Origin of the sequence: Acinetobacter sp. MF4640 (assembly GCF_002018895.1) — a bacterium.
GTDB lineage: Bacteria > Pseudomonadota > Gammaproteobacteria > Pseudomonadales > Moraxellaceae > Acinetobacter > Acinetobacter johnsonii.
Genome location: NZ_MVOM01000023.1, coordinates 22753 through 48146 on the forward strand (window position 1 = coordinate 22753; position 25394 = coordinate 48146).

Here is a 25394-nt window from a genome sequence, read left to right on the forward strand (position 1 = left end):
CTTTTAGAATACCTTTTATCAACTATAAAACTTTGTTATTAAAATAAAAAAATGGCCATTTAAGACCATTTTAAAACACCCTACCCCCTTTTAAGACTAGCCGTTGTGCTTATCTTTAGAATCACGGTAAGTAGAGATATGGTAGAAGAAAAAGCACGATAAAAGTGAGAAAAGCACCAACCCGAACGTGTTCCAAAATCTGCTATTTGATAGTTCAGAAATACGTTTATTGATTTCTGAGATAACACATGGATTCGCTTTTGCAACTTCAACATTTACATTGCAGACTTCAGCATATTGGAATAGGAATGTTTTATGGCCAATGTCATACATTTCTTGGATCTGGTTAATATTGGTCGTATTCAGAAGAACCATAACAAGAGAGATCAGTGCTACAAATATAGAGATAACAAGAAAGCACTTCACAATGATTTCACGAGCCACATCATCAACACCACTTAAATATCTTTCGAGCAATATATTTAGCTTAGTTCGACCATCAAGGATAATGTTATAGTCATGTTTTACTTCATTATTTCCTGTATTGTTTTGATTTGTTGGTTCAACAGGAATGTCAGATAATTCGGCTGGTAAAGTGACTGCAACTACATCTTTTTGTTCTTCAGGTGCTAAACTTTTATTGCTGCTGTTTGATACAAAATCTTTTAATAAGGGTACTGGCTCACTTTTAAGGTGTTCTGTTTTTACAACCTCGTGAGCTGACTCATTTGCATCGAACAAGATCTTGTCTGTTCTTTCTGGATGCTTGAGATGTATATATTGATAAATAAAATAATTGATCTTTTGCTGTAAGACCGGGCTTTTATCAACTTCACTTTCCACATCTGCACCAAATGTCTCAGTTATAGATGATTTTAATTCTTGTACTTCGGATTGATTGAGCAATTGATATAGTTCATATATTGTTTTAGAACTGATCATGATAAAACCCACATTAATATGCATTAAACTGTTAGTAGTATATAGAATGTGGTTTTAAAATAAATAGGTATGTTTTAAGAATAAAAAAAACCGCCTTTTAAGGACGGTTTTAAAAGGGGGGGTTAATTAGTATAAACAGTTGCCGTTTGCACCAATAGAGCGTCCATTCTGGCTTAAATACCGTTGTACGGTGTTAGCAACATCTCTTGGGAGTTGATTATTCACTTTTTGTATAACATCGACTTTGTATTTATTCTGACAACTCACAATACCAGCCAACATGTTATTGATCAGTGATGTATTGTCTTTACCATCCAATTTACGTGTTTCTTCGTTTATCACTATGAATTGAACAATATTTAGATAGTTATTCGTGAGGTTGTCACCACTTTTTGATGACTTGTTTAGATTCTCAATGGTCGAATTCAAGTTATTCATTCGTGCTTCAAGGCCAGAATCACCAGTGACATTTGCATTATTGTTTTGGTAACGCGTAGCTGTGGTGTTCCGATTAGAATTATATTGTCTTTGCTGTATCGGCTGTTGCTGAACCTGAACTGGTGCTTGCTGTTGAACTTGACCAGGTGCTTGCTGTTGTTGAGCTGGCACTTGCTGAGTTGATTCTTCATTTGAAGTTGCTTTTTTATACCAATCACTAAAATCGGCATTTGCACTACTACTCAATATAGTAGCCGTAAAAATTGCACATAAATAAAGTTTATTATTCATTGTCTGAACTCTCTTTACCGTTGTAGTTCGCTGGACTAATAGCTTTTAAACTGAACTCATTTGCAAGTTTCCACAACCGCATAAATGTCTTTTGCTTTTCTTGTACCCAATAGTCCTTATCTTTTTTTAGAAGATTCTTCAATACATCTGAGTTCAAATGGAAATTATCATCAAAAAAATGTTCAAACAGGAGTTCTGTTAAATAGTTTTGAGTTAACGTTTTTTTATTTTCATTACCCGTACCAAAGAATATTTGGCAAAGCTTTGTGCTTTCACACACGAGATCTATGTATTTTTTCTCGTCTGCATTTCGCTGGTGGCGCAAATGAGGATGTGTAATAAAAATAGAATTACGTATGAAAGCATAATCAATAATTACAGTAGCTTCCGTTTTCTTTGAAATGTACTCAGCGTTTGTAAGAATTTCACAAGTGGTAACATCAACTTTGTCGCGAATATTAATGAATTCGCTTGAGAAAGTAGATGCACTTTTGTTTTCGATCTCAACTTTCTTATCACGATTTCTCAGATAAAGTAAATTATCTGCTTGCTTCATATCGTTTAGGAATCTTTCAAAGAAGTGATTACTTTTATATAGATCTTCTAGAGCTCGCGTAACATAAGACGCAACCAAATTAAGATTTTTAGCTAAATATGATGGTCCATTCTTAGTTGTATAAGCAGCTAAACGATCCTTAACAAGTTCTATTACTTTTTCAGGTTCACCATTATTTAATCGAATTGCTGAAGTGAAGAGCGCATTACTGATTTTAAGCTCATTGCCCTGTTCATCCTGAAGCTTTGCACACATTTCATTTAATGTATTAAGCGCTTTACGATAGTTGGACTTCAACTGAATCTGAAAACGATAATTGCAAAAATCGTCACGATCTGGTGTACGCTTATTGCATGGTTCATACTTAACAGAAATAAATAATTCAATAGATGGATTGCTATTCAGTCTTTCTAATGAAACAAGAAGTCGTTTACGGTAAAAATCACTTGCTTTGTATTTAAATTCTACTGAAAATTCGGTTAATGCTTTGAAGTCAATGTAAGGAATAACCACTTCGCCACGAAACTCATTGATCTTCATCAAGTTATACATATAAAGATCAAAACGGTCCTTAAATCCAAGAACCGTTAAAGTGTCGAGAACTGTGTAGCGCCCTTTTTTATCAAAATCTAATTCAGACAGATTGGCAATCAACGTTTCTTCAAGCTGATAGCAAATAAACGCATTGTTATCTAATTCAAAATAGCCCGTACTGGCAAACATTCTTTTATGAGTTACGCTGTCTACGTCATTTCTTGAAAATGGTTCGCTGTCCATTTGGCGTAAAGAGCTCATTGGTAGCATCACTTTACCAACACTATTTAGCGTATTCCATGCCAAAGATTTGATACGGCCATTGCTAAGGTAATTAGCTTTATTTTTGAATAAAAGAATTTGACGGATGTATTCAAAATTCAGAACAAAGTTGTTCGCTAGTTGTAATGCTTCAATTTGGGATAATTCAGGTTTTTCAGCGATAACGCGCTGCAGCTGATGTGCATACTTATTTTTGGCATTCACCAGCATTAAGTAAAAAACGAATTGATCAACAACTGGAATATCTAGATAACATTCGACTATGAAATTACTGATTTTGTTGCCGTAACCCAAGAGATCCATGGTTTTTGTTTCGGCATTAATAATTGAGTCTTTGATTGACTGCGATAATCCAAAAATTTCATCTTCTGAAATTCCTTTACTTATGCAGACTTGTGAAGAATCTTGCATAACTGCTCCACTTTAAACAACGTACAACGTACATTGCCTGAGATTGAATTAAAAAATAAAACTAAAAATATATTTGCAACCCAACTAACGTTGTAGTCTTTTCGCTTTAAAGCTGTGTATATACTAACTAAATTTTAGACAATAAAAAAGCCTCGTCAGAGGCCTAATTACGCAATTAACATTATTTGTTGACCGATCTGCGGTAACTCTAGTTTAGAAGTAGTGAACCTGTATGGTAGCTTCTCATATATGCTTTTAAAACTAAGAGAATTTCTAAAAAAATCAAAACTTTTAGTGAGTTTAAAAGTAATATCGCCACTTGATAAGATTTGAATTTCGTCAATCATAGGTGCTGCAGCTTGCTTCACATCTGTATCAATCATAAATGATAAATCACAAGCTTCTCGCATGATCTGGTTGATAGTTTTCTTATTAAAATCTAGACCTGTAACGTGGTTAACTTTTTCAGCTGATACAACGTATCTACCGTCTTCTGCAGAATAAAATGCATTTAAATTATCAACTAGAATAAGCAATTCGGCAGATAAAACACCTTTTAGCAAAATATCAGACGAGCCAGAGCTAAACACATTGAAGTTAATGAGTATTTTTTGATGTCTAAGACTAAATGATTGAAATTGCATATCTCGAATTCCCATAGGCATTCTGAGTAGACATTATAGCATCAATTCGTTAATTAGACTACGATTAAAAGCATTTTTAACAGTAATTTCTTAATAAATAAGACTATGAAAAACAGTGCCTTATATGAGAAATATTCACAATTACAATGTAAGTTAACCAATGTAATACTTGATCAAAAAAAATATGTGCTCAAGATAGGCACCCAGCGAAACTTTTTTATATGTGGATGTAAACTTTCTTCCGTCCTAATGACGTAAGTCATTGATTTATAGTGATGCCAAAATACGAGCGAAAGTTTTTTATAACTGGATGTAAACTTTCTTCCGTCCTAATGACGTAAGTTATTGATTTATAGTGGTGCCAAAATACGAGCGAAAGTTTTTTATAACTGGATGTAAACTTTCTTCCGTCCTAATGACGTAAGTTATTGATTTATAGTGGTGCCAAAATACGAGCGAAAGTTTTTTACAACTGGATGTAAACTTTCTTCCGTCCTAATGACGTAAGTTATTGATTTATAGTGGTGCCAAAATACGAGCGAAAGTTTTTTACAACTGGATGTAAACTTTCTTCCGTCCTAATGACGTAAGTTATTGATTTATAGTGGTGCCAATATACGAGCGAAAGTTTTTTACAACTGGATGTAAACTTTCTTCCGTCCTAATGACATAAGTTATTGATTTATAGTAGTGCCAAAATACGAGCGAAAGTTTTTTATAAATGGGTTGTAAACTTTCTTCCGTCCTAATGATGTAAGTTATTGATTTATAGTGGTGCCAAAATATGAGCGAAAGTTTTTTATAAATGGGTTGTAAACTTTCTTCCGTCCTAATGGCGTAACTCATTGATTTTCTGTTATAGTAAGAACTCAGCGAAACTTTGTTACATCCAGTTGTAAACATTCTTCCGTCCTAATGGCGTAAGTTATTGATTTGTCGTAAAACGAGCTAAATAGCGATCGTTGGGTCGTATATAAGGGCTATTCCTCATAAAATCTGAAAGTCTTTATTATCAAGGCTCTCATGAAATTGGAAAAGTTATCCGCAGGATTTTGAATTTAATTTGCGCTCAAATGAATTTAATTTGCGCTGGAAGTATTTTTTTATTCTATTTAATTTTATTATAAACAGTGACTTACAATACTTGCTAGTTTGCAAATTTCCAATATTGCAAAAAGCTAAAAAATGAACAATATTTTACTCATATTTTTAAATACATTTTAATATACAAGAACTTAATTTGTGGATAGAATTTAACTGCAAAGTGGATAAAAACGTCAAAAATCATCTAAAAACGCCTTTTTTTCTAAAAAATCAAATTCAATTTGCGCTCAAATGAATTTGATTTTCGCTCGTACCATTTGTGTTTTTCCGTCCTAATCCTGTAATGTCATGAAAAATAAGCATAAAAAAAGTCCCTAATTAACTTCCCTTAATTAGAAAGATAATAAACATAAATTTCTTTTTAAAAATTTACTCTTAAACTTTTTAATATATTTTTTAATTTTTTATTTGCCTCCTTAGTATATACCAATGAGGTTTTGTAGTATTTTATAAATAGCTTGAGTCAATGACCAGCAATCAAAAATATAAAGCGTGGAATTTAAGAAATGAGTAAAAGTGATAATACGATTAAACGTATCGTCATGACTGTAGATCAATTTTACAAACATGATGAACAAGACGAGCAGTATGCATACGGCTTTGATATGTCTACCAATGAACCAGTTCGCATACGAATGAGTTCATCTGAAGAATTCACGAAGATCATTAATAAACTCAACAAGCATCATACTGAGAATGTTTCAGTAGATGAAGTCCACGCAAAATTTGATTCTGGACGTAACCAACGTACTTCATTAGACACACATAATCGCGGTGCTAACCGTGGTCGAATTATCTGTTTTGACAAATGTGTTGACTCACCCAACGAATCTCTTGACGGTTATAAAACTTATGTTGCTCAGTGGTGCAACGTAATGAGTAACAACCCGAATTCGCAATTAATTAAAGCAGTCACTTCTATCAATGTGCATCAACAAAAAAACGGCGATTTCTTTGTTAAAGCTCAAATCATTGAAGATGCAGCACATATGCAAGTGCCCAATGTAAAAATTAATTCTCCAGCACTTCATAACGCTATTATTAAAAATAATTTACAGCTTCTTGTTAAATCTTTATCGAATAGTACTGACAACCAACCTGAGCGCATTCCATTTTCAAAAATTGTTGTGCGCTATGAGTCTGGTTCTGTATTAACTACAATCCCATTGATTCCAACCTATGACAGTGCTGATCGTGAAAGTGTTAAGCAATTCGCTAAGCCAGATCCGTTGATGGAACGTGGCGGTATTGATAAAACTAAAAAGTCTTATCGGGTTGCTAAAGATCCGATTGAAAGTATCAAAGATATTTTGAACGGCAATGACTTTCACACCGCAACATTTGATCCAAATTTTGTACCATCCAACCAGTATGAAAAAGACCAGTTCGATAAACAGGCTCAGAACGTTTATGTTATGGACCAGGCCCGTATTGCCCTGTTTGCATTACTTGGCGATCGACAAATTAAAGTGTTCTACAATGAAGATGTAGACAAAGAAAAAAATCAAAATTTAAAACGTCTTTACGCTGGCTTGGTGAGTCAAAAATTACTGCCTGAGGTTTATCATGGCCAACAACTACAACTAGGTGCGCTTTACAAAGACACGTTCTTAAAGAAATTTTTCAACAATAAAACGCCTCACGCTGGTTTTCGCAAGGTAGATCCAGAAATAGATTTACGTACTGGTGAGGGTGTTCGTGGTGTTGGTGCACCTCCCCTAGTGAATCAATTTACCGATGACTACGGCAATCCAAAACCGCACGACTTAAATCCTCAATTTTTAAGTCAAGTTGATCGTCAGACCATGAATAAATTGACGCATGCAAAACAGCAATTTGCTGAAGCGTTTATTGTTATTCAACCACACCAACGGAACTCGAATAATTGTTTTGTCTCGTTTATCGAGCCTGTTGAACTTACTCAAACCCGTATGAATGCGTTGAACTTTTCAGAAATTACGGTAGAGCATGTACAGCAACATAAAGCTTCAATCGATAGTCCGTTATCTAAGAACTTCAACCACGATCTTTTACCTGATCCGCAAGAGTTAATGATGAAAGTCAGACAGCCAGAAATGGATGTTAAGAAAAGCCAGGAAAAGGCTGCGACTTCTGATGTCTATAACGACATGACTTTTTAATCAAATAAAATAATTCTTCTTCAGGTTCGCTATGACTACTCATGATTTAAACGAAAAAATTAAATGGATCGACTTATCACAAGCTGGTGTATATCTCGATGTACGGCGTGTTGGCCAGACGGATAGCCAATTACTTTTATTGGACGTTCAAAAAAAACTATCTAAAGAAAATTTGAATAACATTGGTTTTACACCGATGAAGTTTGAGGCTTATCCTCACTTTGACGGTCACTTGTATCAATACAATTTGAATGAAACGATCAAACCAAGACTGTTTCATGAAGTTTTGGGTATTCCAGAAGAATTTATCCGTAGTGTGCTTGCGACTCGCCAAGAATTGCATGATTTATTCAATGCCCAAGCAAAAACATTGGTGCCACAACGATTGAACGTTGCGTTGAATAGTGCAACTCCACTCGGTTATAACTCTGATGGCAACAAAATCTATGCTTCAGCTCATAACCGTTTTTACGTGAATGCCCAAGGTACGCAAATACCTGAAGGTCCTAATGATCAGCCGTCTAGTCTGTACTTACGTGCGACCAAGCAAAAAGATTTAAAAGAATGCTTAAGAGGCTATATCTATCAATTAGAACATGAAACAAAGAGCCATAATCACCAGGACTTTTTAAAGTTTTTAGCTCTAATCACGCAAGCCAAAAATGCTGACGTTGATGTATCCAAGGTAACAGATAAACAGATCCATACTGCAGAAGAAGCGCTTGAAACAGTGATGGTCGAAAAGTTAGGTGAGCTTGATTTTACTGAGAGCTCATTTAAAACGAGTTTAGCGTTATACAATCGCATGCCGACTAAGACCATGCGAAACAATACGATTCGTATGTTACAGCAATATTCGACTCCAATCCCGATGTCACTTGTGGCTCAGCGCTTATTGATTGAGGGTGATAACCGAACAAAACAAAACTTTTCCGTGCTCGAGCCAACTGTGGGTAATGGATCTTTAATCGGTTTATTAACCCAAGAGCGTAATGCTTCTGTCTATGCGGTTGAGTTAGATCCCAAACGTGCTGATCGTACAAAAGCACTGACTCAAAATTATGAATGCACGGTTGTTACTGCAGATGCTACACAAATTGATTTTGAGCAAACGTTTAAGCAAAAAGTTGACTATGTGATTGCCAACCCTCCTTTTGGTGCTATGGATAAACTAGAACGTGTTGCACCAATTTTGGTTCAACAGGGTAACGGCGTAGATCCAAACCCATTATTGGTAGATCCATCAGAAAACGTCTGGTTCAGTACGGATAAATTGGACCATGCCATTCTGGTTAAATCACTAAACGCACGAAACGATCAAGGGCGTTCAGTTTTCATTATTGGCTCAGATAAACAGATTTCAGATGGTACGGTTGAGCGTAAATCAAAGAATTTACTTAATTATCTCTATAAGCATTATGAAGTTGAGGCGGTTGTAGAAATCCACGGCAATGCATATGCACGAAACGGCGCTAATCAAAATGTTCGTATGTTAGTGGTAGGCAATCGTAAAAACGAACAAGCGTTACTACAAACTTACCAATCTTCTGTGGTACCAGATAAGTTGAAAGTCATTACGGACTATGACGAACTTTGGGGATGGGCTAATAACGTAATCTATAATCGTTTGAATCCGAATAAGGATCTATACTTCAAGCCAACTACTCCGACTCCAGTTGAGCAACAAGCACAACAAGCACCAGTGGTTGAACCTGTTGTTGAGGTTAAGCCTGTTGAAAAAGAAAATGACGATTTGTTTGCCAGTCTAGGTGATGAACAGCCTGTTTCGCCACTTGAAGATATTGCATCAAGTGTAACGCCTACGTCTGCAGTCACTATGTTTGATGAAGTCGTGGTCGCTAAAGAAGAAGAGATTAAGCAAGAGGAAGCTGTCAAACCAAAACCGATGTTTGGTCGTAAACCTAAATCAAAACCGAATAAAGTTTCTTTTGACTTCGGAACCGTTGAAGTTAGTACGCAAACAACCAGTTCAGATGATGATGTACCTACACCAACTGAAGCTACACCAACGTTTGAAAATGAAAATGACAATGATTTCGTGCCTGAGGTAAAGAATCCGCACGAGAACCAAAATCTGGATGAAGACCTTGACGATGACGTTAATCTTCAAGTAGGTGATACCACGGCGACCAATGAGGGTGAAACACCTGAACAAACACCAGCTGAAGAACCAGCGGTAGAGCAAGTAAAACAGGAACCGGGTTTAACTGCTGAAGAGATTGCTAAGTTAAATTCTGAATTAGCGATCGGTACTGAGCAAAAAGAAGAACCGACTGTTGAATCTGACCAATCAAATTTACAGCCGATTGTTCCTGTTCCTAATGCTGAAAACACAACAGAACCAACTCCGGAAAATATATACCAAGTTAAGTATATACCGATGTCTATGGCATCTGAGCCAATTGCTTTAGTGGCTAAAAACCAGATTAAAGCGATTAATCAGGCAAATGCTCAATTGACTACACACATCCAAAATGTATTAGGTTTTGGGGGTATCAATTTCCAAGCTGAAGTCGATAATGGTAACTACCCTACTCTTGTTGATGCCTATGTCGCTAAGAAATTGCAATATGACAATTTTGATGCACTAAAGTCCGCTTTTGCATGTGAACAGGTCGATGCGGTTGCCCATATCATTTTACGTTTTGACCAAAACTTACCTGTGCTTATTGGCGACCAGACGGGTTTAGGTAAAGGTCGTATTGCAGCTGCGTGTTTACGATATAGTGCGTTAAGAGGAAAGCCCCCTGTTTTCCTTACAGATACAACGCAACTCTTGAACGACATTTGGCGTGATATTGTTGCTACAGACAGTGACAAGTTCTTTAAAGATCCGTTTATCTTTAACTCGGATGCTGTGATTAACCGCTTTGGTACTGAAGAGGTTTTATTCACTGGCCAAGATCTACCTAAGGAAATTGAAGATATTCCAGCGCAACATGACTTGGTATTGGCAACGTATAGCCAATTTAACCGACCAAACCGGAAACGTGCGTTATTGACTCGTTTTATTAATCAAGACACTGTTTTGGTGATGGATGAAACGCACCGTGCAGCATCCTTGAAATCAGCTACAAGTCAATTTTTCTTAGATGTTATTGATCAGACCAATCTAATTAATTTCCAGTCTGCATCGGCAATTAAGAAACCTGAAAATCTTGAATTCTTCCATAAATTGTTCCCTCGATCCGTATCTCGTAATGACTTACAAAAGGTTATCGATAATGCAGATGGTCCAATTTTGGAGTTTATTTCTGAAGGTTTGGTAGACAGCTCTGCCATGATTCGTAGAGAGCAAGATCTCTCGCACATTACCATTCAAACCTTTGTGCCAACTGAAGAGGAAATTAAGAAATTTCACAATTACTCAGATGTTCTTTCTGACATCTTGACGGACATGGTGAAATTTTCTAAAGATATTCGCCTCGATGCGCTAGAAAACATTGCCAATGATGATGATGCTGTTGCCAATTTAGACTTTCATCAGGATTCAGACGATCCGAAAAACCGTTTAAGTTTGAGTGTGATGAACTTTGGATCTCGAATGTACCAGATCCAAAAGCAATTCCTATTGGCATTGAAAACTGACTCTACAAGTGATGCTGTGATTCAGGCATTACATGAGGGTAGAAAGCCCGTGATTGGTTTGGAAAATACGGGTGAGAGTCTATTCAACATTTTGATGCAAAGTCGCATGGAAGCGATTTTAAAAGCAGATACGGCGCAAGACGTTACCGCTGATTCGCCTGAAAAAGAAAAAGCGTTTAATAACTTCAAGTCGGTATCGTCAGAAATTGAATTTCTTGAAAATGAGCTTCAAAAACTCATGATCAAAGAAAACCGTGACGCTGGCGATGAAAAAGCAGCGAAAAATATTCAAAAGGAATTGACTAAGCTTGAATATAAGCGCGGTAGCTATCTGCAAAGTCAAATTTCTGTTTTAGATGAACTCCCACAATTCCGTGACTTGCTTGAAGTGATGTTAGATCGCATCGATGTGGTGAAAGCTGAAGATAACTACGGTAACTCGTTCGTTAAGAAGCTCAGTACGGAAGTGACATTTAATGAAAACGGCGATCCAGTGGTAAGTCCGTATAAAATCATTTTGGATCGTATCAAAGAAAAGATTCAAAAGTTCCCTGATCTACCTTTGATGCCTTTGGACGTACTACGTAACAAGGTGACAAAAGCTGGCTTCAAGATTGATGAAATCTCTGGCCGTCAGATCCACTTAACGGAAACAAGAGACGGCAAATGGAAGGTTAATAAACAAGAGAACAATACGACACAAGGTAAGATTTTGGTTCAATCAAAATTCCAATCTGGTGAGATCGATGTTGTTATTGTGACTCGCTCTGGTTGTACGGGTATTTCTCTACATGCAGCCAAAAACCCTGATCCTACAATTCCATCGGATCACTTGCGCCAACGTGAGTTGTTTTTCTTGCAAAAACCTGAGAACTCTACCGATACGATTCAGATGATCGGTCGTGTGGGTCGCCGTGGTGAAGAATCACATCCGATTATGACGACAGTAGATTCGGGTATTCCAGCAGAAACACGTATGCACTTAATGATGATGCGTAAACTGTCTACCCTATCAGCGAACGTCTCTGCCAACTCAGAAACCAAGTTTAACGAAAATGATTATCCTGACATGCTCAACTACATTGGCAACCGGGTAGCGTTGGACTATTTGAAAAATAACGTGAACTTGGCGAACACACTTGATATTGATATTTCGGATGATGAAAAAGGACCATCGTATCGCACGGCGCAAAACTATCATGTGAACCAGTTGCTATCTAAACTGATTTTGATGCCGATTAGTCAGCAAGAACAGGTTTATCAAGACTTGGTTGTTGACTATAACGATAAGATCCGTGAATTAGACTTGTTGGGTCGTAACCCACTCAAGACCAACTTTTTAGACTGGAAAGCTAAAAAAGTCCGTGAGTTTGAAGTGAAGGACAACTTCTTTACCGTGACTTCAGAAACAGAAGCAGCCAAGATCAATACCTTTGATCTACCTGTGCGTTTTGAAGGTCTGCAATACATTGAACATGTTGAGCCATTACGTGCTGACAATCTAAAACTCATGTTCAAAGAAAGTGATGATTATCTGGTGCGTCAATTTAAACGTATCAATGAAAACATCAATGAAACGGTACACGGACTACTACACTATGCCTATAACTTTGAGGCATTGATGTACCAAAAATATGAAGGCTTTGCTAAGCAAAAGTTATTTTTCAAAAGTGGGCAAATGCGTGGTGAAGTAATTCGTGATTATCGACACGAAGTATTTGATCATTTCGGTGTTGTTGAAGCCAATGTAAAACACATTGATGATATTCAATTTCGTAAACCTGATGATCACTCTGCAGATGCCTTTGAAAAAGTAGCTGAAGCGGTTTATCTAGCCAATGATCCTATTTTGACCTCTAACTTTGATCGCATGTATCGAATTGTTCAGGATCTAAAATTCTTGGCTCGTTCTATGGAAAGGAACGAAAAAGAAGGTCATTCAGCGCATGGGTTATTGTTCCTTATCTCAAAACCTAGTCTTTTTGATGATGAAGTGACGCCAGATCACAAAACAGGTGCTTTGCTACGTCTAGACCTACCGCCGTTACGTGTAGGTGCAATCACACCGAATGCGGTTAAGCTTGATTTGGTTTACCCTGGTGATAAGAAGTCGTTTAAAGTTCCACTGATCAATTACACCATGCAAAATGCCAAGCAAGATTTGGATTGGGTAGCTCCAGTGAGTGAAAAAGGACGTATTATCCTAAAACGCTTCAATCCTGAATTTTATTCTTATGCTGATGTGAATAGACGTCATGTTGAGGATCGTCAACCCTTGGTGAACTTATTTACTGAACAAAACAATTATTCCCGTTATACGCGTACCTATTTTGAGAAAGCGCCGTCTGGTGATGTCACACGACAAGCGATTACCTTAACGGGCAATATGTTCAAGGCACATAAGATTGTCAGCTCACTAGATCTACGACATTCAACCGTTATATTTACCGATGCTGATGGTATGCGTAACCGTGCGTTATTATTGCCATCAAATACACCAACTGACTTGTTTGAAAGCTCTCTTGAAAACCAAGTGACGTTTAAGCAAGTTAAAGAGATTGCGAACTTCTTTAATCAATTGCCTGTAAACATTGATTTCAACCGCAATAACTATGTGGGTACTAAGGTTAATTTCCCGTACAAGAAAGCAAGTATTGAGTTCTACTACAACGGTTCAGACTGCTTTAATGTGACGGTGAAATCTGTTGCAAAACAGTTCAATCGTTTTATGTCGAATACCAACGTATTCCATGATCCTAAAGGCGGTAAAACAGATGAATCGTTGAACATCCACTTTACTGAGCCAAGCCGTAATGAGTTTAGATTTGCGCTTGATCTCAAGGATGTTGAACGCTTTGTTGACGAGCTGGACAGTACAACCAAAATTGAAGCTGCCTTTTTGGATTTAAAATCTAAACTTCCTGATGGTAATGGTTACTTTTTAAATGAAATTAACCGTATGCTTAATCCTCCAGAAGAGCCAGCTTATAAGGCTGAATTACCTGAGGGTAAAACCCTAGATAACGATCAAGAAATCCAGCAATTATCTTTCTAAAACCCTCCCTTAAAAGGTATATACCAGACCATACGTGAATAACAATTACGTGTGGTCTAGTTCGTATATACCATGTATCATATCTGTGACGATCACATTGACGTTTTAAAAAACAAATACAGGTATTTTATGTGCAACTCTAATCCCTTAGAGGAATCTTCTAATAACTCAGATTTAGTGGATTTTGACAGTGAATTAGACATCACAACTGGTTTTAATTCTGACTTTAAAGAAGACTTTATTTGGAATGTTGATACAGATTCTAAAAAGGACTCTTAAAACCAGAAAGGCCACCTGTCATAAGGATCAAATATGGACCAAAGCCCTAAACAAGATAATTTTGACGAGCAAACACTTGATCAACTGCAAGACGGCCAATCATTAACTTTCAATGAGGGCCTGGAACAGTGGGATGATTTAAGTTTGGACGGCGTGGAATTTCAATCCATCCAGCCTACGCCACAACAAAACAATGTTGCACAAGATCAATCGCAACAATACCAGTCTGAACCATATCCCAATGATCCCCTATCTGAACCTCCATTAATGGAAGAACCGCCAGTCATGCAAGATGATGGGTATCAAAATAATCAGTATGATCAGTATGAACAATATGATCAGCCTATGGGCGGTAACTCTGTACCTCCTGGGCACCCAGATTATGATTACGCTCCCCCTCTTGAAGATACTCGGTTAAACGATGATGAACCGATGTTTTTTGACGAAGGTGATTATGAGCGTAGTAGCTACCCGAACTACGAGAATGAACAGTCCATCATTCCTGAAAACACGTTTGATCTTTCCGCTGTCACTGTCAATGATTTAGCTGAACTTGATCCTGTTCTGATTGGTAAAGTATTTGATGCACTTGAGCAAAGAGATCCAGCCAGTCAATTAGAATTCTTTGCAGACATCGGGCTTGATCTGCAGAATGATGATGATCTTAAGTTTATTGCGGATCTGAATAAAATCCAGACTAAAAACGCACTGGAACAAGGATTAGGCAATATTGCTGAAAATAACAGTTCATTGCCAGTTGAAGACCGTGTATATACAACTGCAGACTCTAAATTATTCCTATCAGACAATGATCCTGATTTCCTCCTTTCCAAAGAAGACAATCCATTTGAAGCCGTTCAAGTGGCTGAAAAAACCCTATTTAACTTTGAGACAAAATCTTTTGTCACTCAGCCCTACTATGGTTTAAGCCTGAAGGGTGCAACTAAAGAAAATGCCCTCAACTTCCTGAGTAATCGTCAATTCGCGATTGAAGGCTTGATTAACCAAAACCAAGTCGTGCGTGAAGCAAAACAGCAGATCTACAACGAAGTTACGGGTGCACCGAATACCTATTTTTCAGGTGAATTAACCGATAAAAACCAAATTAACGCATTGATGCGCCAAGTGCGTGACTTTTGCTTAATTCGTGGGATTGAAGCTGAAGAACTTGGCTTAGTGCCAAAAACTATCGTCATGGATCAATGGCGTGTGAATAGCGACCATACAGCTGCTCGACTTGAACAACTTGAGATTCACTATCTTGAATTCAATACGGACACGTTAACCAAGGAAGTAATTCAGTTATTAGAAACCCGTGAACATAGCGACCAGTTACAAGCTGCTCTACTTTTGAAAGAACATAAAGAAAATCAGAAGAATAAAGAGACAGTAAAGGAAGATGTTGAATCAGCTGATCCGAATGCACCAAAAGGTACACCAAAGAGCACATTAAACATTGCTGGTGGTCCACAAGACAAAGCAAGTTTGGCTGCAAGTAGCGTTGCCTCTAAAAGCTTTAAGGATATGCGAAATGAGGAAGGTAACGAACGTCCTCCTTTAGCGCGTGAAAATAGCCACGGCCATCCACGCACGGTCGCTGATGAACTCGCTGCGCTCAGTGCAAAAATGATTGCAGTCATGATTGAACTGGTTAAGAAAACAATCAAGTTGATCATTGCAGCGATTATGGCCATGTTCAACAAGAACAAAAGCCTTGATAACCTGAAAAATATTTGGGATAAACCAATCAATCCTGATGTTACCGTTAAAAGTAACCATCCAGACGCACAACAACCCGAACAGCTTGCCAATACAGCCGATAAATCAAAATTGACTGAACCTGGTAAGAATGCCGATATTTTAAAACCGATCTCAAAAGAGCAAATGTTGCCTCTTTTAAACGATCCATATACCACTCAACTGAATAAAGACCGTGACGGCGTTACCTTAGAAGAATTCGATCTAAATGTCGCTAAAGTCTATGCCATTGACGGTGAACAATACATCGTGATTGATGTAGTCGGTAAGGATTCTGTCGAAGGTGTTGAATCCTCTACCCCATTTATCAAACTGGTTAAAGAAGCAGATTTACCGCCTCAAGTGGAAGGTAGCGATGCACCTACCCCGATTACGCCGTTCTATTTAGAAACGATTGAAGACAAAGTAACGTTTCTCTCAATTGAAGAACTTCACGAAGGCATTAAGTCTGAAAAGATCCATGAGTTTGAAGGTCGCTTTTTTGAACCCATTTGTTCTCAGTATTTAGAACAAGCACGTATGTTCCTTGGTGCCGAATATCCATTAGGGCAAGATCCAGAACAAATGACTGAAGAAGCCAAAGCTTCATACAAAGATCAGTTTATTCAACGTGCCTATCAATCAGGTCAAATGATTTCGGATCAAGTAAAGAAAGCCAAATCTAAACTTTCAAACCTTTTGGGTAAGTTTAAAGGCAATACTGCAGAACAGTCGGCAACTCAATCAGCACCGCAAAGCCAAGACCAAAACAATGACGGTAAACCAATGAACCCTTATGACAGTATTTATGTTGATCATGATTCTGACTTAGAAGCATTCTTTAAAGACCGTCACAACAATGTTTCTAATGCTGAAATTGAACAGTTTGTCGGTATGGTTTATGAAGATGAAACAACCCAAACCAATATGGTTGTTTTGGATATAGCTTCCGATAATCTGGATAAACGTGCGATCGTTGTGCCTCTTTCGGTGATTGAAGATCTCGAAAATATCACTGAAAAAGATGTGCTTTATCTTAAAAACATCGTGAATGAATCCTCTACCGTTCCACTGTATGAGCTGGAGTCTGTCGAGCCGATAGACGAGTTAAATGCGCTTGGTAAATTTTCAAGCGAATACTTAGACAAGCTCAAAGCCGATACCATCAACAATACTGCAGAACAGACTAATACTTACGCCAGATCTGCCGAACGTGAACTTGAACTTTCAAAAATGATTTTGGAAGGCAAGCTCAGTGTTGTAGGTGCTATGGTGAAAACGGATTACGGTCAATTCGTGGTACTGACTTCAGATTCGGAAGGTCATAAATCAATTGCACCCGAATACAACGCCGTGGCCATTACCAACCTTGATCGTCAAATTACCACGGAAGATATTATTAATGCCGGTATTACAACGATACCGCGTAAAGATATTTTAGAGTGGAATACTGTCACGGCGCTCAATGAAGAATCTGCCAATCAGGTGACTTATTTAGATCCTGAAGTTTACCAAGCAGTAAGTAATGCAATTCATCAAAATCGCGAAAAAGAATTGATTCAAACCTTGAGTACGTTACAACCCTCTGCAGCACTCAATAGCATCGGTTCAAAAATCATTACGCAAGATGGCAATACATATATTGGTCTATGCGCCAAAGATGATGGCAAATCAGGCGAGTACTACGCCGTAAAAGCTCCAGATAATCAACTCTCCCCGATTGGTGCAAGCTATATCAATGATGTTGGTGTTGAAGTCATTAGCCGTAGCCAAATTGCTGAATTTCAGAATGCGGAAAATAATCAGCAACAACTAATCAGCCATGATGTGTTTGTTACATTGCTAAATGCAGTCAATAACAGCAATGAACAAGAAGTACTTCACCTCTTCTCTAACTTGGACCAGGTGAAACAACAAATTAAAGATTCGTTATTCAGCGAAAAGGAAAGTGAAAAAGTGATTGAACAAAATCAATTTATTGAACAACTGAAAAACAATAACCTTGTGAAAGCCGATCACATTAACGCGCTTAATCAAATTGCTGATCAGATTCAAAATACGCAACTGAAAAATGTTGTTAAAGGTATGGCCTCAACCGTTATTGCGCCTGAAAACTCTCAAAACGAGATGTATGTTCAAAGCTTTCTACATCTCAACCAACGCCTAGACACGTTACAACAAGATTTAAAGCTACAAGCAGCATCAAATCTTATGAATGCTGAATATAAGCAACTTTTTGAATGTATGGATGATCATCTAGTACTACCTACTGCGTATGGTGATGCCAAGTTTGTAAACCTTAATAGTGTTGAGCCTCGTATTGTTGAATTTAGAAACTCGGCTGAAACAGGTCAAATCTTTGACAGCTTCAACTCCGTGATTGCTGAAACAGGAAACGTGGAAATTGCGCTTCAGCACTTAAAGCAAGAGATCTTAACCGATCACTATATCGCTGCGATTCATGAAGATGTGAAGTTACACCGTCTAGAACAGCAAGACATGGACAAAATCAAAGAAGTGAATCAGATCCTTGAGGCTGATTTTGATAAAACTGGCTTACGCTTAGAAGCGCTCCAAGATGGTTTGAATCTCAATACTAAAAACTACTTAGACCAAGTAAAGCTTGAGAAAAATACGACATCTCAATTTTTGAGTGACCTTGATAAGCATATAGATTTAGAAGTCGCACGTAGAAACGATCATGACAATGATCAAACATTGGGGCGTTAATCATGGATCTCTATAAAAACGTAACTGGCGACATCGATGCGATGATTACTTTTGATAAAATCTTAGGTGGTTTTGGTCAAAATACAGTGAATACCACGCGTGAGCGTGTTCAAATCAACTCTAAGCATGAAAAGGTAGAGCGTGAGATTGAAGGTGCCAGTCCGTACCTTAAAAGCGATTATGAGCTATTTGTCGAGCATCACAATATGTTGATGCAAGAGTATCGGGCAACTCAGCTACATTTACGCAATATCTTAGAAAAGAAAAATGAGGTTAAAAGCATTCAAAAGCTTGCGGATCTCTGCGAACGGCACCAGTGCTCCAACATCGCTCAATTATTCGTTGAGAAAAATGAAGATGAATATGTATTGCAATGCTTTCAAGACTTTCAGCAAGACTTAGAAAACAATAATGCTCTCCGAAAAGACTTTAATCACTTTTCAGACTCGTTTGAAGCCTACCGATACAATATGGAGATCTGTAATAAGCTTTCTGGTATCGATCAGCCGTTTACCCTTGAACGTCCGAATGACAGACAGTTGAATTTCGTTATCCATAGTCATGAAAACATCAATAAAACATTGTTGGACTATCAGGCGAAGATCATTGAGCAACAAACAACTGTGGACCAGCTCAAGCAAGATGCTTCCTATACTGCCCTATTTCCGATCGCAACCAATGATAAGAACATGTTCTCAATTGCAGCGACCGAAGTTTATGTAGAACAGTCACCGAAATATCAAGACTATCTTAAGGTCATTAAAAATGAGCTTAAGAACATAAACGAAACGGGTAAAAATACGTTTAGTCAGCATTACAAAGATACTATTACGCAAAGCAATCTTGTAAACGTTAAAACTAAAGAAAGCGCTTCAACTTATAGCAATGGGTTTTAATTAATTTTAAATAAAAACATTTAGGGTGTTTTAAGATAGAATCTAAATACCCTTTAATGGAGTTAAACATGATTCAAACTAAAATCACTGAACCGACAAGAACGCCGTTTAATCCTCATGGTTTTGCAGATGCAACGCCTTTACATGCGTTTTACTTGGAATTATTAGAAAAGGGATTGATCAATAAAGTTCTTGAAGAAGGTAATTTGGAATTTGAAAACCAAAATTTGTTCATGACGATCGATTGGGAATCAATAGACGTTCAAATGGATGCTTATACGTTTGATGTGAAATTAGATATTGTATGTGGCGTCATACTTGATGAACAAAAGGTCACGAATAGCATTCAAGTGTTTATTAATGAGCAAACTTTGTTTATAGCTTCAGCTAAAACCTTTAACCCTAAATCTGGTCTAACGCAAAGTCTTAACTTTGATATTCCTTTACGTGTTTTAAGTCAAATGGGCTATTACGCCCTACCTCTCAAAGAGGACTAAATCGTGGGAATGAGCATAGAAAGCCAAAACATAGCATTGTCTCAAGAGCCTACAACCTTTGTACCAGAAGCTTTTGTACACTCTATTAACTACTTTTGTCAGACCTTAGAGAACACTTTTCATTTTGATAAGCGTTCACTCAATTTCTTTGAATCAGGTACACCAAAAGAATACGGCTTGTATCTTACTGAACAGCATTGCCTTGTTTTTTTGAATGCTTGCAGTAGTGGCTATCTTGGCGAAACACGCAAAGTTACCAGCTTCACCGCTTTTGTGCTTTTAAATCAAAAAAATAATGAATCTGAAATGCTCGACATCACGTTAAACGATCCAAAACGTGTAGAGGAACATTTCAAAACTGCGTCTAAAGATCAGATCAATATTTACTTAAAGAACGTGCATGAATTAAGTAATTTTCTGAAAAATAAGTACTCGGATTCAGGTTTTTTAAAAGATATTGTGACTGAGGAAGGTTTTTCTAAAACCCTAAAGCCATTGGTTTTACAGGAATGCTTAAAAGAGGAAGTAGAGCTAATTAATACTTTAATGTGTTTGGTTAGTACTCAGTTTATATATATTACGACAGCTATTATTTTTAAGCGTCCTATTTTAAAAGAATTCATAAAACTATGTTTAACCAATGAGAAGTATATACTACAATATGGTGAAGAATGGTATTATGATTCTATATATAAGTTCGCTAAAAGGATATATGAGTTAAAACACCTTATAGCTACCTTATATTTGAGTAGTGAAGCTGTAGTAAAAGATGTTGTAGTGCTTTGCGAACTTGCTTCTAAAAAACATTAATCATAACTCTTTTAAAGGGCTAGATATGCGTAACAATCACAAGAAAGCTAAAAGGCTACAACAAGTTCGGGGCAATGTTTTAAGGACTAACCCTAATCTACAAAATGTTAAGCCAGCTTTTAAAACTAAAAGTGCTTTAAGCATTTTTGTTGCTACCGTTATTGGGTGTTCAAGTGCTATTGCAGTTCAACAAAGTTCCGTTGCTTCTGTTACCAGTAATACTCAAAACATGGGTAACTTAAACATCGCAACATCATCGACCATTGCAAGTAGCTCTGGTGGTGATACGCCTTTGTCGAATTCAAATAGCGGATATTATTCGTCTACCAGTTCTAATTCGTCATTCAACTCTACTGCTGCTGAAAACAACTTCATGGCGGTTAAAAAAGGTGAACAAGCAGCTGCTCAAAACATTCAAACCAATATTGAATCATGTGCAACTGATGGGATCGGTAAAGTCGTTAAAGACAACTTAGATCTACAAATGACGGTTTGGGGTCGTCCAATCGATATTAACAAAATGTTCAGTCCAGCTAGTCAAGGTGGCTGTTTTGCTGACATCGGTAAAATCATTGACCTTTCTGTGACTATTCCATCACTTGATACAATCATCAATGCAGCGCAACAAATGGTTGTCGATTACGCGACTAAAAAAGCGTGTGACGCAATGAAAACTGCAAGTACTGAACTTGTTGGCCCATTGAATGATGTTATAGGTGAAATCAACAAAGCTGGTCAATATACTGATGTATCGGGTGCGCTTGGTACTGCTGTGAATGGTCAACTTGGTAAACTTGATCCTGGTCTAGTTATGCCTAGCGGTGCTTTTGAGGGTGGAGATACTTATACAATCAATGGTAGTAGCTCGACTGGTCCAGTTTCTTATTCAACTGATCAAAAAGCCAGTACTAGCACACCGTCTAACGCAAAAACTTCAAGTTCAGAATCTACTTCTGTCACCCAATCAATTAAAGACTTTTTCTCTTAAGTTGGGGGTGGTATGAAAAATAGAAATAATCTGCGTAAAAGAAGAATTACTGTTAATCAGTTTTCACCTGTTAAAGCAATTGCGGTGGGTACTTTAACGGTTGGTCTATTATCCGTACCACTTTTTACCAATGCTTTTAGTCTTGGCACTATCCTTTCTGAGCTTGCAATACAAGCTCAGCAATTGATGGTACGTTCTGCTGTGCGTGTATCTACTCAACAAACAGCGGTCAGTGCAAATCAAATTGTTGATAACCAAACGCGTGATTCAGAAATGATCGTTGCTGGTATTCAAAGTGTCGATAAAAATATTGAGATCAAAAAAGCGATTTTAAATTCTGGTACAAATGCTGCCCTCCCTGATTCAGCTTTTTGTACGGCTCTTGAAGAACGTGAACAAACCGATCTCAATAGAAACTTAAAAGACTTTAACGTTTCTAAATACATGCAAGACGTTTCAGGGAAACTTTTCTCAAATTCAACAGATGAAGCAACCTCACCATATGCGTTTCACTTGGCGACCTCGTGTGGCGTAGAAGAAGCAAAAATGGGTGTCTGTAATTTGATTCCAAATGGTCTGCAGTATGGCGACATTGATACTGCTTTTGTTTTTTCTCGTTCTCGACTTTCTGAACAGCAAGCGACTGTTGCATTGAACTACTCGTCAATTGCATCTAACAACGTTGTTCCAGTCGGATTGATGGAATGCTCTTCATCAACTTGCGTTGATTTTCAAAATAAATACATGGCTGGAAGTACTCTTTCATCACTGGCTAACTATTCGGTGGCTAATAATGTGATGCAACGCACTACACCAAACTCCAATGCTTCAGCCAAATTCTTTGAGTAATGACTATGAGAAAGCGTAAAAATACTTTAAGACAGCCTAAAGGAAAATCAAAGTTTGTACCTGTCATTTTAGGTGCAACTTTGGTGATTAGTAGTCCTGTTTTTGCTGAATGGGCTACGGTTGGTTTGGGTACGATTATGAGCGAGATGTCTTCTCAGATTCCTAAGCATGCAAGCAACCAAGCAAATGATATTCAAAAAGTATCTCAAAGTACCCGTAGAAAGTTAGATGATTCGACTGAAAACATCGTTGCAGCGCTTAAAGTTGCGGTGAAGCAAAAGGCGCAAGCTGCTAACCAAATTACCGATGCGACAACTAAAAACACCCAAACTATTGCCTCTGGTATTCAAGCGCTTTTACAGTCAGATACCATGAAAAAAGCACAATTTGCTTATGGTGCCAATACTGGTCAAGGCTTTAAGTCTTGTGAGGTTTTGGCTGAAAATACAAATATGTCGAGTGCATCTGGTCAAGTGATTGATCAAGCAGCTGATATGGCGACTCAAACTTCTCAAGTCGGCGGTAAATTAGTTGGCTCTCAACAGGAAGTGATTAATCAACGCCTAAACGTGCATAAAGCTGAATTCTGTACGGTTGCTGAAGCACAAGCTGGTCAATGTACGTTGTCTAAATTACCGGGTGGCGATACCAATGCTTCCCTACTGTTTAAGTCTGTTGCACCTGGCTCAAAAGAAGCTCTTGCAAGACATTACGTGCGTGAAAACATTTTAGGTACACCAGATAAATCATTGTCTACTGCAACGGCACGTACTCCAGCTGGTCAAGATTATTTGCAAGCGACCAACCAAAAAACAGCTTTACTTGCTATGCCAGCGTATAGCTTGGCGGTTATTGACGCGCAAAATACAAAATCATTCAAAGATATTGACGGCAAAATGGTGTCTGCCAACGATTTGATCGACCAAACAATCGCACGTTACTACGGCGGTCCTGAAGCTAAAAAATGGCAAATGGCGATGGCGATGCAAGATCCACGCGGTCTACTTAAAGAAGCCAATATCATTAACGGCGTTTCTGTTTATTTAGATCTTCAAACTTACAAGCAAAGTTTGCGTGAAGAAGGTTTATTGTCTGCATTACTTTTAGCGAAATCTCAGCCGATAAAAGATGATGTGAAAACGAAATACGGCCAGTCAGTGAAAGTTAAGCTTTCACAAACTATGCCTCAATTTTAAGGAGACTAAATAATGCGTACTCCGAAAAGAACATCACGTAAAGTTATGAAAGCGCCACAAGCGCACGGCTCTCGTTCAAAAATTAGTGCACTCGGTTTAACCCTCGCCCTCATTAGTGGTTCTGCATCTGCTTATTACTGTGCTTCCGTGGGCAACCCGATGGCAGTAAATACCTTGAATATGCTTCTTCAACAGGCTGATGCGGTGGAAAGCGCTGCGTTACGTGCGTTGGACTCAAACTTATCTTTGGGCATTAAAAAGCAACAAGATGATGTGACGGCAGCGATTAAGATCCTGACGAAACAAGAGGCTGTATCTGCTCAAGGTATTTCAGATAACGCACATAAAAACGCACAAAGTCTTGTAACGGCGTACCAAGCTGTTAAACAAAGTGAGCAAATGAAAAAAGCTCAATTTGAGTTTGGTGCACATGGCCAAGCATTTAAAGCGTGTGAAGTTTTAGGCGATCGTGAACAAGCTCAACAAGACAATAAATCTGCTGATAGTTCAATTTTAAATAAAGTTGGCTCTGAAGTGATTGCTGCGCCTGGTGTCTACATGAACCCTCACAAAGCACAAGAAGCTATGTTACAAGCTCATAATGAGTTTTGTACCACTTCTCAGGCTGCGTCTGGACTATGTGGTGCTGCTGGTGAAAATGCTAGTCTAAGTTTACAAGCTTCAACTTTATTCACGACTGCAGCGCCAGACACGGCGATGGCTCGTGCTCAAAATGCATTGATCAACAACATGGTTGGTCTACCTGATGCCCCAATTGACGGAAGAATTGCGAAAACATCTGCTGGTCAAGATTATGTGATGGCTAAACTGGCGAAAGATGCTTTAACTTCTCCAGCAATTACCTCTTTGAAAGCAATTCAAGCGCAATACTCCCCTGTTGCTGGTGGTGGTACCAATAGTCATGATTCAAGTACCAAACTTGCACCGATGCAACACTTGGAAAAAAGTGTCGCTCGTTATTTAGGTTCAGGGCAAGATTACAAAGACTTTGCTAAATCACAAGCGATTAAAGATGAACGTGGTTTGATGGTCGATGGTTTAATTCAAAGTACTGAACGCTTGAACTTGCAATATCAACAATACAAGTCAAATGAACGTAAAGAAGCGGTATTGGCTGCGCTAGTTTCTGCTGAAAGCAAATTATCTGACGGCTCAATTGAAGTGACAGATCGTTCTAAGTCTACGGGTAACATTCGTAGGATTGCACTTTCACAAGCAATGGCAAGTAAATAGCCTGATTTTTTCATTATCAGACTGATAATGAAAAAAACTTAAAAAAAGGGATGGTTTTAAGCCATCCCTTTTTTTTGTTTAAAACCCTTTTAGATAGTTTCTTTATATAAATTCTCTTATAATCTTTAGTATATACCGTTCAAAAGTAACC

14 protein-coding genes are annotated in these 25394 nt (G+C 37.9%); 10 read left to right on the top strand and 4 right to left on the bottom strand.

The window, feature by feature from the left end; all coding sequences use genetic code 11:
- Positions 1–96 precede the first annotated feature (96 nt).
- The 4 genes from MF4640_RS09350 to MF4640_RS09365 all read right to left on the bottom strand — a co-directional run bounded on the left by MF4640_RS09350 (position 97) and on the right by MF4640_RS09365 (position 4098).
- Positions 97–942, bottom strand: coding sequence for a hypothetical protein (locus tag MF4640_RS09350; protein ID WP_227518638.1), 846 nt, complete (start codon positions 940–942; stop codon positions 97–99).
- A gap of 126 nt (positions 943–1068) precedes the next feature.
- A complete protein-coding gene (locus MF4640_RS09355) occupies positions 1069–1671 on the bottom strand; it encodes a hypothetical protein (RefSeq protein ID WP_044432058.1) in 603 nt (200 codons plus the stop codon).
- On the bottom strand, positions 1664–3454 hold the full coding sequence (locus tag MF4640_RS09360; RefSeq protein ID WP_078389386.1) for a hypothetical protein: 1791 nt from the start codon (positions 3452–3454) through the stop codon (positions 1664–1666). Before MF4640_RS09360 ends, MF4640_RS09355 begins: the two co-directional genes overlap by 8 nt.
- Before the next feature lie 167 nt (positions 3455–3621).
- Complete coding sequence (locus MF4640_RS09365; protein ID WP_044432065.1) at positions 3622–4098, bottom strand: hypothetical protein; 477 nt, start codon at positions 4096–4098, stop codon at positions 3622–3624.
- A 1610-nt stretch (positions 4099–5708) separates the two neighbouring features.
- Here MF4640_RS09365 and MF4640_RS09370 point away from each other — a divergent pair.
- The 10 genes from MF4640_RS09370 (at position 5709) to MF4640_RS09420 (ending at position 25243) form a co-directional block, all read left to right on the top strand.
- Positions 5709–7343: a hypothetical protein gene (locus tag MF4640_RS09370; RefSeq protein WP_044431636.1), complete on the top strand. Its 1635-nt coding sequence runs from the start codon at positions 5709–5711 to the stop codon at positions 7341–7343.
- A gap of 31 nt (positions 7344–7374) precedes the next feature.
- Positions 7375–14007 carry a strawberry notch C-terminal domain-containing protein gene (locus MF4640_RS09375; protein ID WP_078389387.1) on the top strand — a complete coding sequence of 2211 codons (6633 nt, stop codon included), beginning with the start codon at positions 7375–7377 and terminating at the stop codon, positions 14005–14007.
- A gap of 312 nt (positions 14008–14319) precedes the next feature.
- On the top strand, positions 14320–18753 hold the full coding sequence (locus tag MF4640_RS09385) for a hypothetical protein (protein ID WP_078389389.1): 4434 nt from the start codon (positions 14320–14322) through the stop codon (positions 18751–18753).
- A gap of 2 nt (positions 18754–18755) precedes the next feature.
- A complete protein-coding gene (locus MF4640_RS09390; RefSeq protein WP_078389390.1) occupies positions 18756–19649 on the top strand; it encodes a hypothetical protein in 894 nt (297 codons plus the stop codon).
- A gap of 68 nt (positions 19650–19717) precedes the next feature.
- Positions 19718–20146 carry a hypothetical protein gene (locus tag MF4640_RS09395; protein ID WP_044431645.1) on the top strand — a complete coding sequence of 143 codons (429 nt, stop codon included), beginning with the start codon at positions 19718–19720 and terminating at the stop codon, positions 20144–20146.
- A gap of 9 nt (positions 20147–20155) precedes the next feature.
- Positions 20156–20956, top strand: coding sequence for a hypothetical protein (locus tag MF4640_RS09400; protein ID WP_216078040.1), 801 nt, complete (start codon positions 20156–20158; stop codon positions 20954–20956).
- 25 nt (positions 20957–20981) lie between these two features.
- Positions 20982–21944, top strand: a complete 963-nt coding sequence (locus MF4640_RS09405) for a hypothetical protein (protein ID WP_078389391.1) — start codon at positions 20982–20984, stop codon at positions 21942–21944.
- A gap of 12 nt (positions 21945–21956) precedes the next feature.
- The gene (locus MF4640_RS09410) at positions 21957–22793 is read left to right on the top strand and encodes a hypothetical protein (RefSeq protein WP_005028686.1); all 837 of its coding nucleotides are present in this window, start codon (positions 21957–21959) and stop codon (positions 22791–22793) included.
- Between the two features lie 5 nt (positions 22794–22798).
- On the top strand, positions 22799–23989 hold the full coding sequence (locus MF4640_RS09415; RefSeq protein ID WP_078389392.1) for a hypothetical protein: 1191 nt from the start codon (positions 22799–22801) through the stop codon (positions 23987–23989).
- Between the two features lie 12 nt (positions 23990–24001).
- Positions 24002–25243, top strand: a complete 1242-nt coding sequence (locus MF4640_RS09420) for a hypothetical protein (RefSeq protein ID WP_078389393.1) — start codon at positions 24002–24004, stop codon at positions 25241–25243.
- Positions 25244–25394 lie beyond the last annotated feature (151 nt).

What these genes read in the sequence shown, in the direction of transcription:
- MF4640_RS09350 (WP_227518638.1), bottom strand. Translation starts at nt 942, where the DNA reads ATGATCAGTTCTAAAACAATATATGAACTATATCAATTGCTCAATCAA.
- MF4640_RS09355 (WP_044432058.1), bottom strand. Translation starts at nt 1,671, where the DNA reads ATGAATAATAAACTTTATTTATGTGCAATTTTTACGGCTACTATATTG.
- MF4640_RS09360 (WP_078389386.1), bottom strand. Translation starts at nt 3,454, where the DNA reads ATGCAAGATTCTTCACAAGTCTGCATAAGTAAAGGAATTTCAGAAGAT.
- MF4640_RS09365 (WP_044432065.1), bottom strand. Translation starts at nt 4,098, where the DNA reads ATGCAATTTCAATCATTTAGTCTTAGACATCAAAAAATACTCATTAAC.
- MF4640_RS09370 (WP_044431636.1), top strand. Translation starts at nt 5,709, where the DNA reads ATGAGTAAAAGTGATAATACGATTAAACGTATCGTCATGACTGTAGAT.
- MF4640_RS09375 (WP_078389387.1), top strand. Translation starts at nt 7,375, where the DNA reads ATGACTACTCATGATTTAAACGAAAAAATTAAATGGATCGACTTATCA.
- MF4640_RS09385 (WP_078389389.1), top strand. Translation starts at nt 14,320, where the DNA reads ATGGACCAAAGCCCTAAACAAGATAATTTTGACGAGCAAACACTTGAT.
- MF4640_RS09390 (WP_078389390.1), top strand. Translation starts at nt 18,756, where the DNA reads ATGGATCTCTATAAAAACGTAACTGGCGACATCGATGCGATGATTACT.
- MF4640_RS09395 (WP_044431645.1), top strand. Translation starts at nt 19,718, where the DNA reads ATGATTCAAACTAAAATCACTGAACCGACAAGAACGCCGTTTAATCCT.
- MF4640_RS09400 (WP_216078040.1), top strand. Translation starts at nt 20,156, where the DNA reads ATGAGCATAGAAAGCCAAAACATAGCATTGTCTCAAGAGCCTACAACC.
- MF4640_RS09405 (WP_078389391.1), top strand. Translation starts at nt 20,982, where the DNA reads ATGCGTAACAATCACAAGAAAGCTAAAAGGCTACAACAAGTTCGGGGC.
- MF4640_RS09410 (WP_005028686.1), top strand. Translation starts at nt 21,957, where the DNA reads ATGAAAAATAGAAATAATCTGCGTAAAAGAAGAATTACTGTTAATCAG.
- MF4640_RS09415 (WP_078389392.1), top strand. Translation starts at nt 22,799, where the DNA reads ATGAGAAAGCGTAAAAATACTTTAAGACAGCCTAAAGGAAAATCAAAG.
- MF4640_RS09420 (WP_078389393.1), top strand. Translation starts at nt 24,002, where the DNA reads ATGCGTACTCCGAAAAGAACATCACGTAAAGTTATGAAAGCGCCACAA.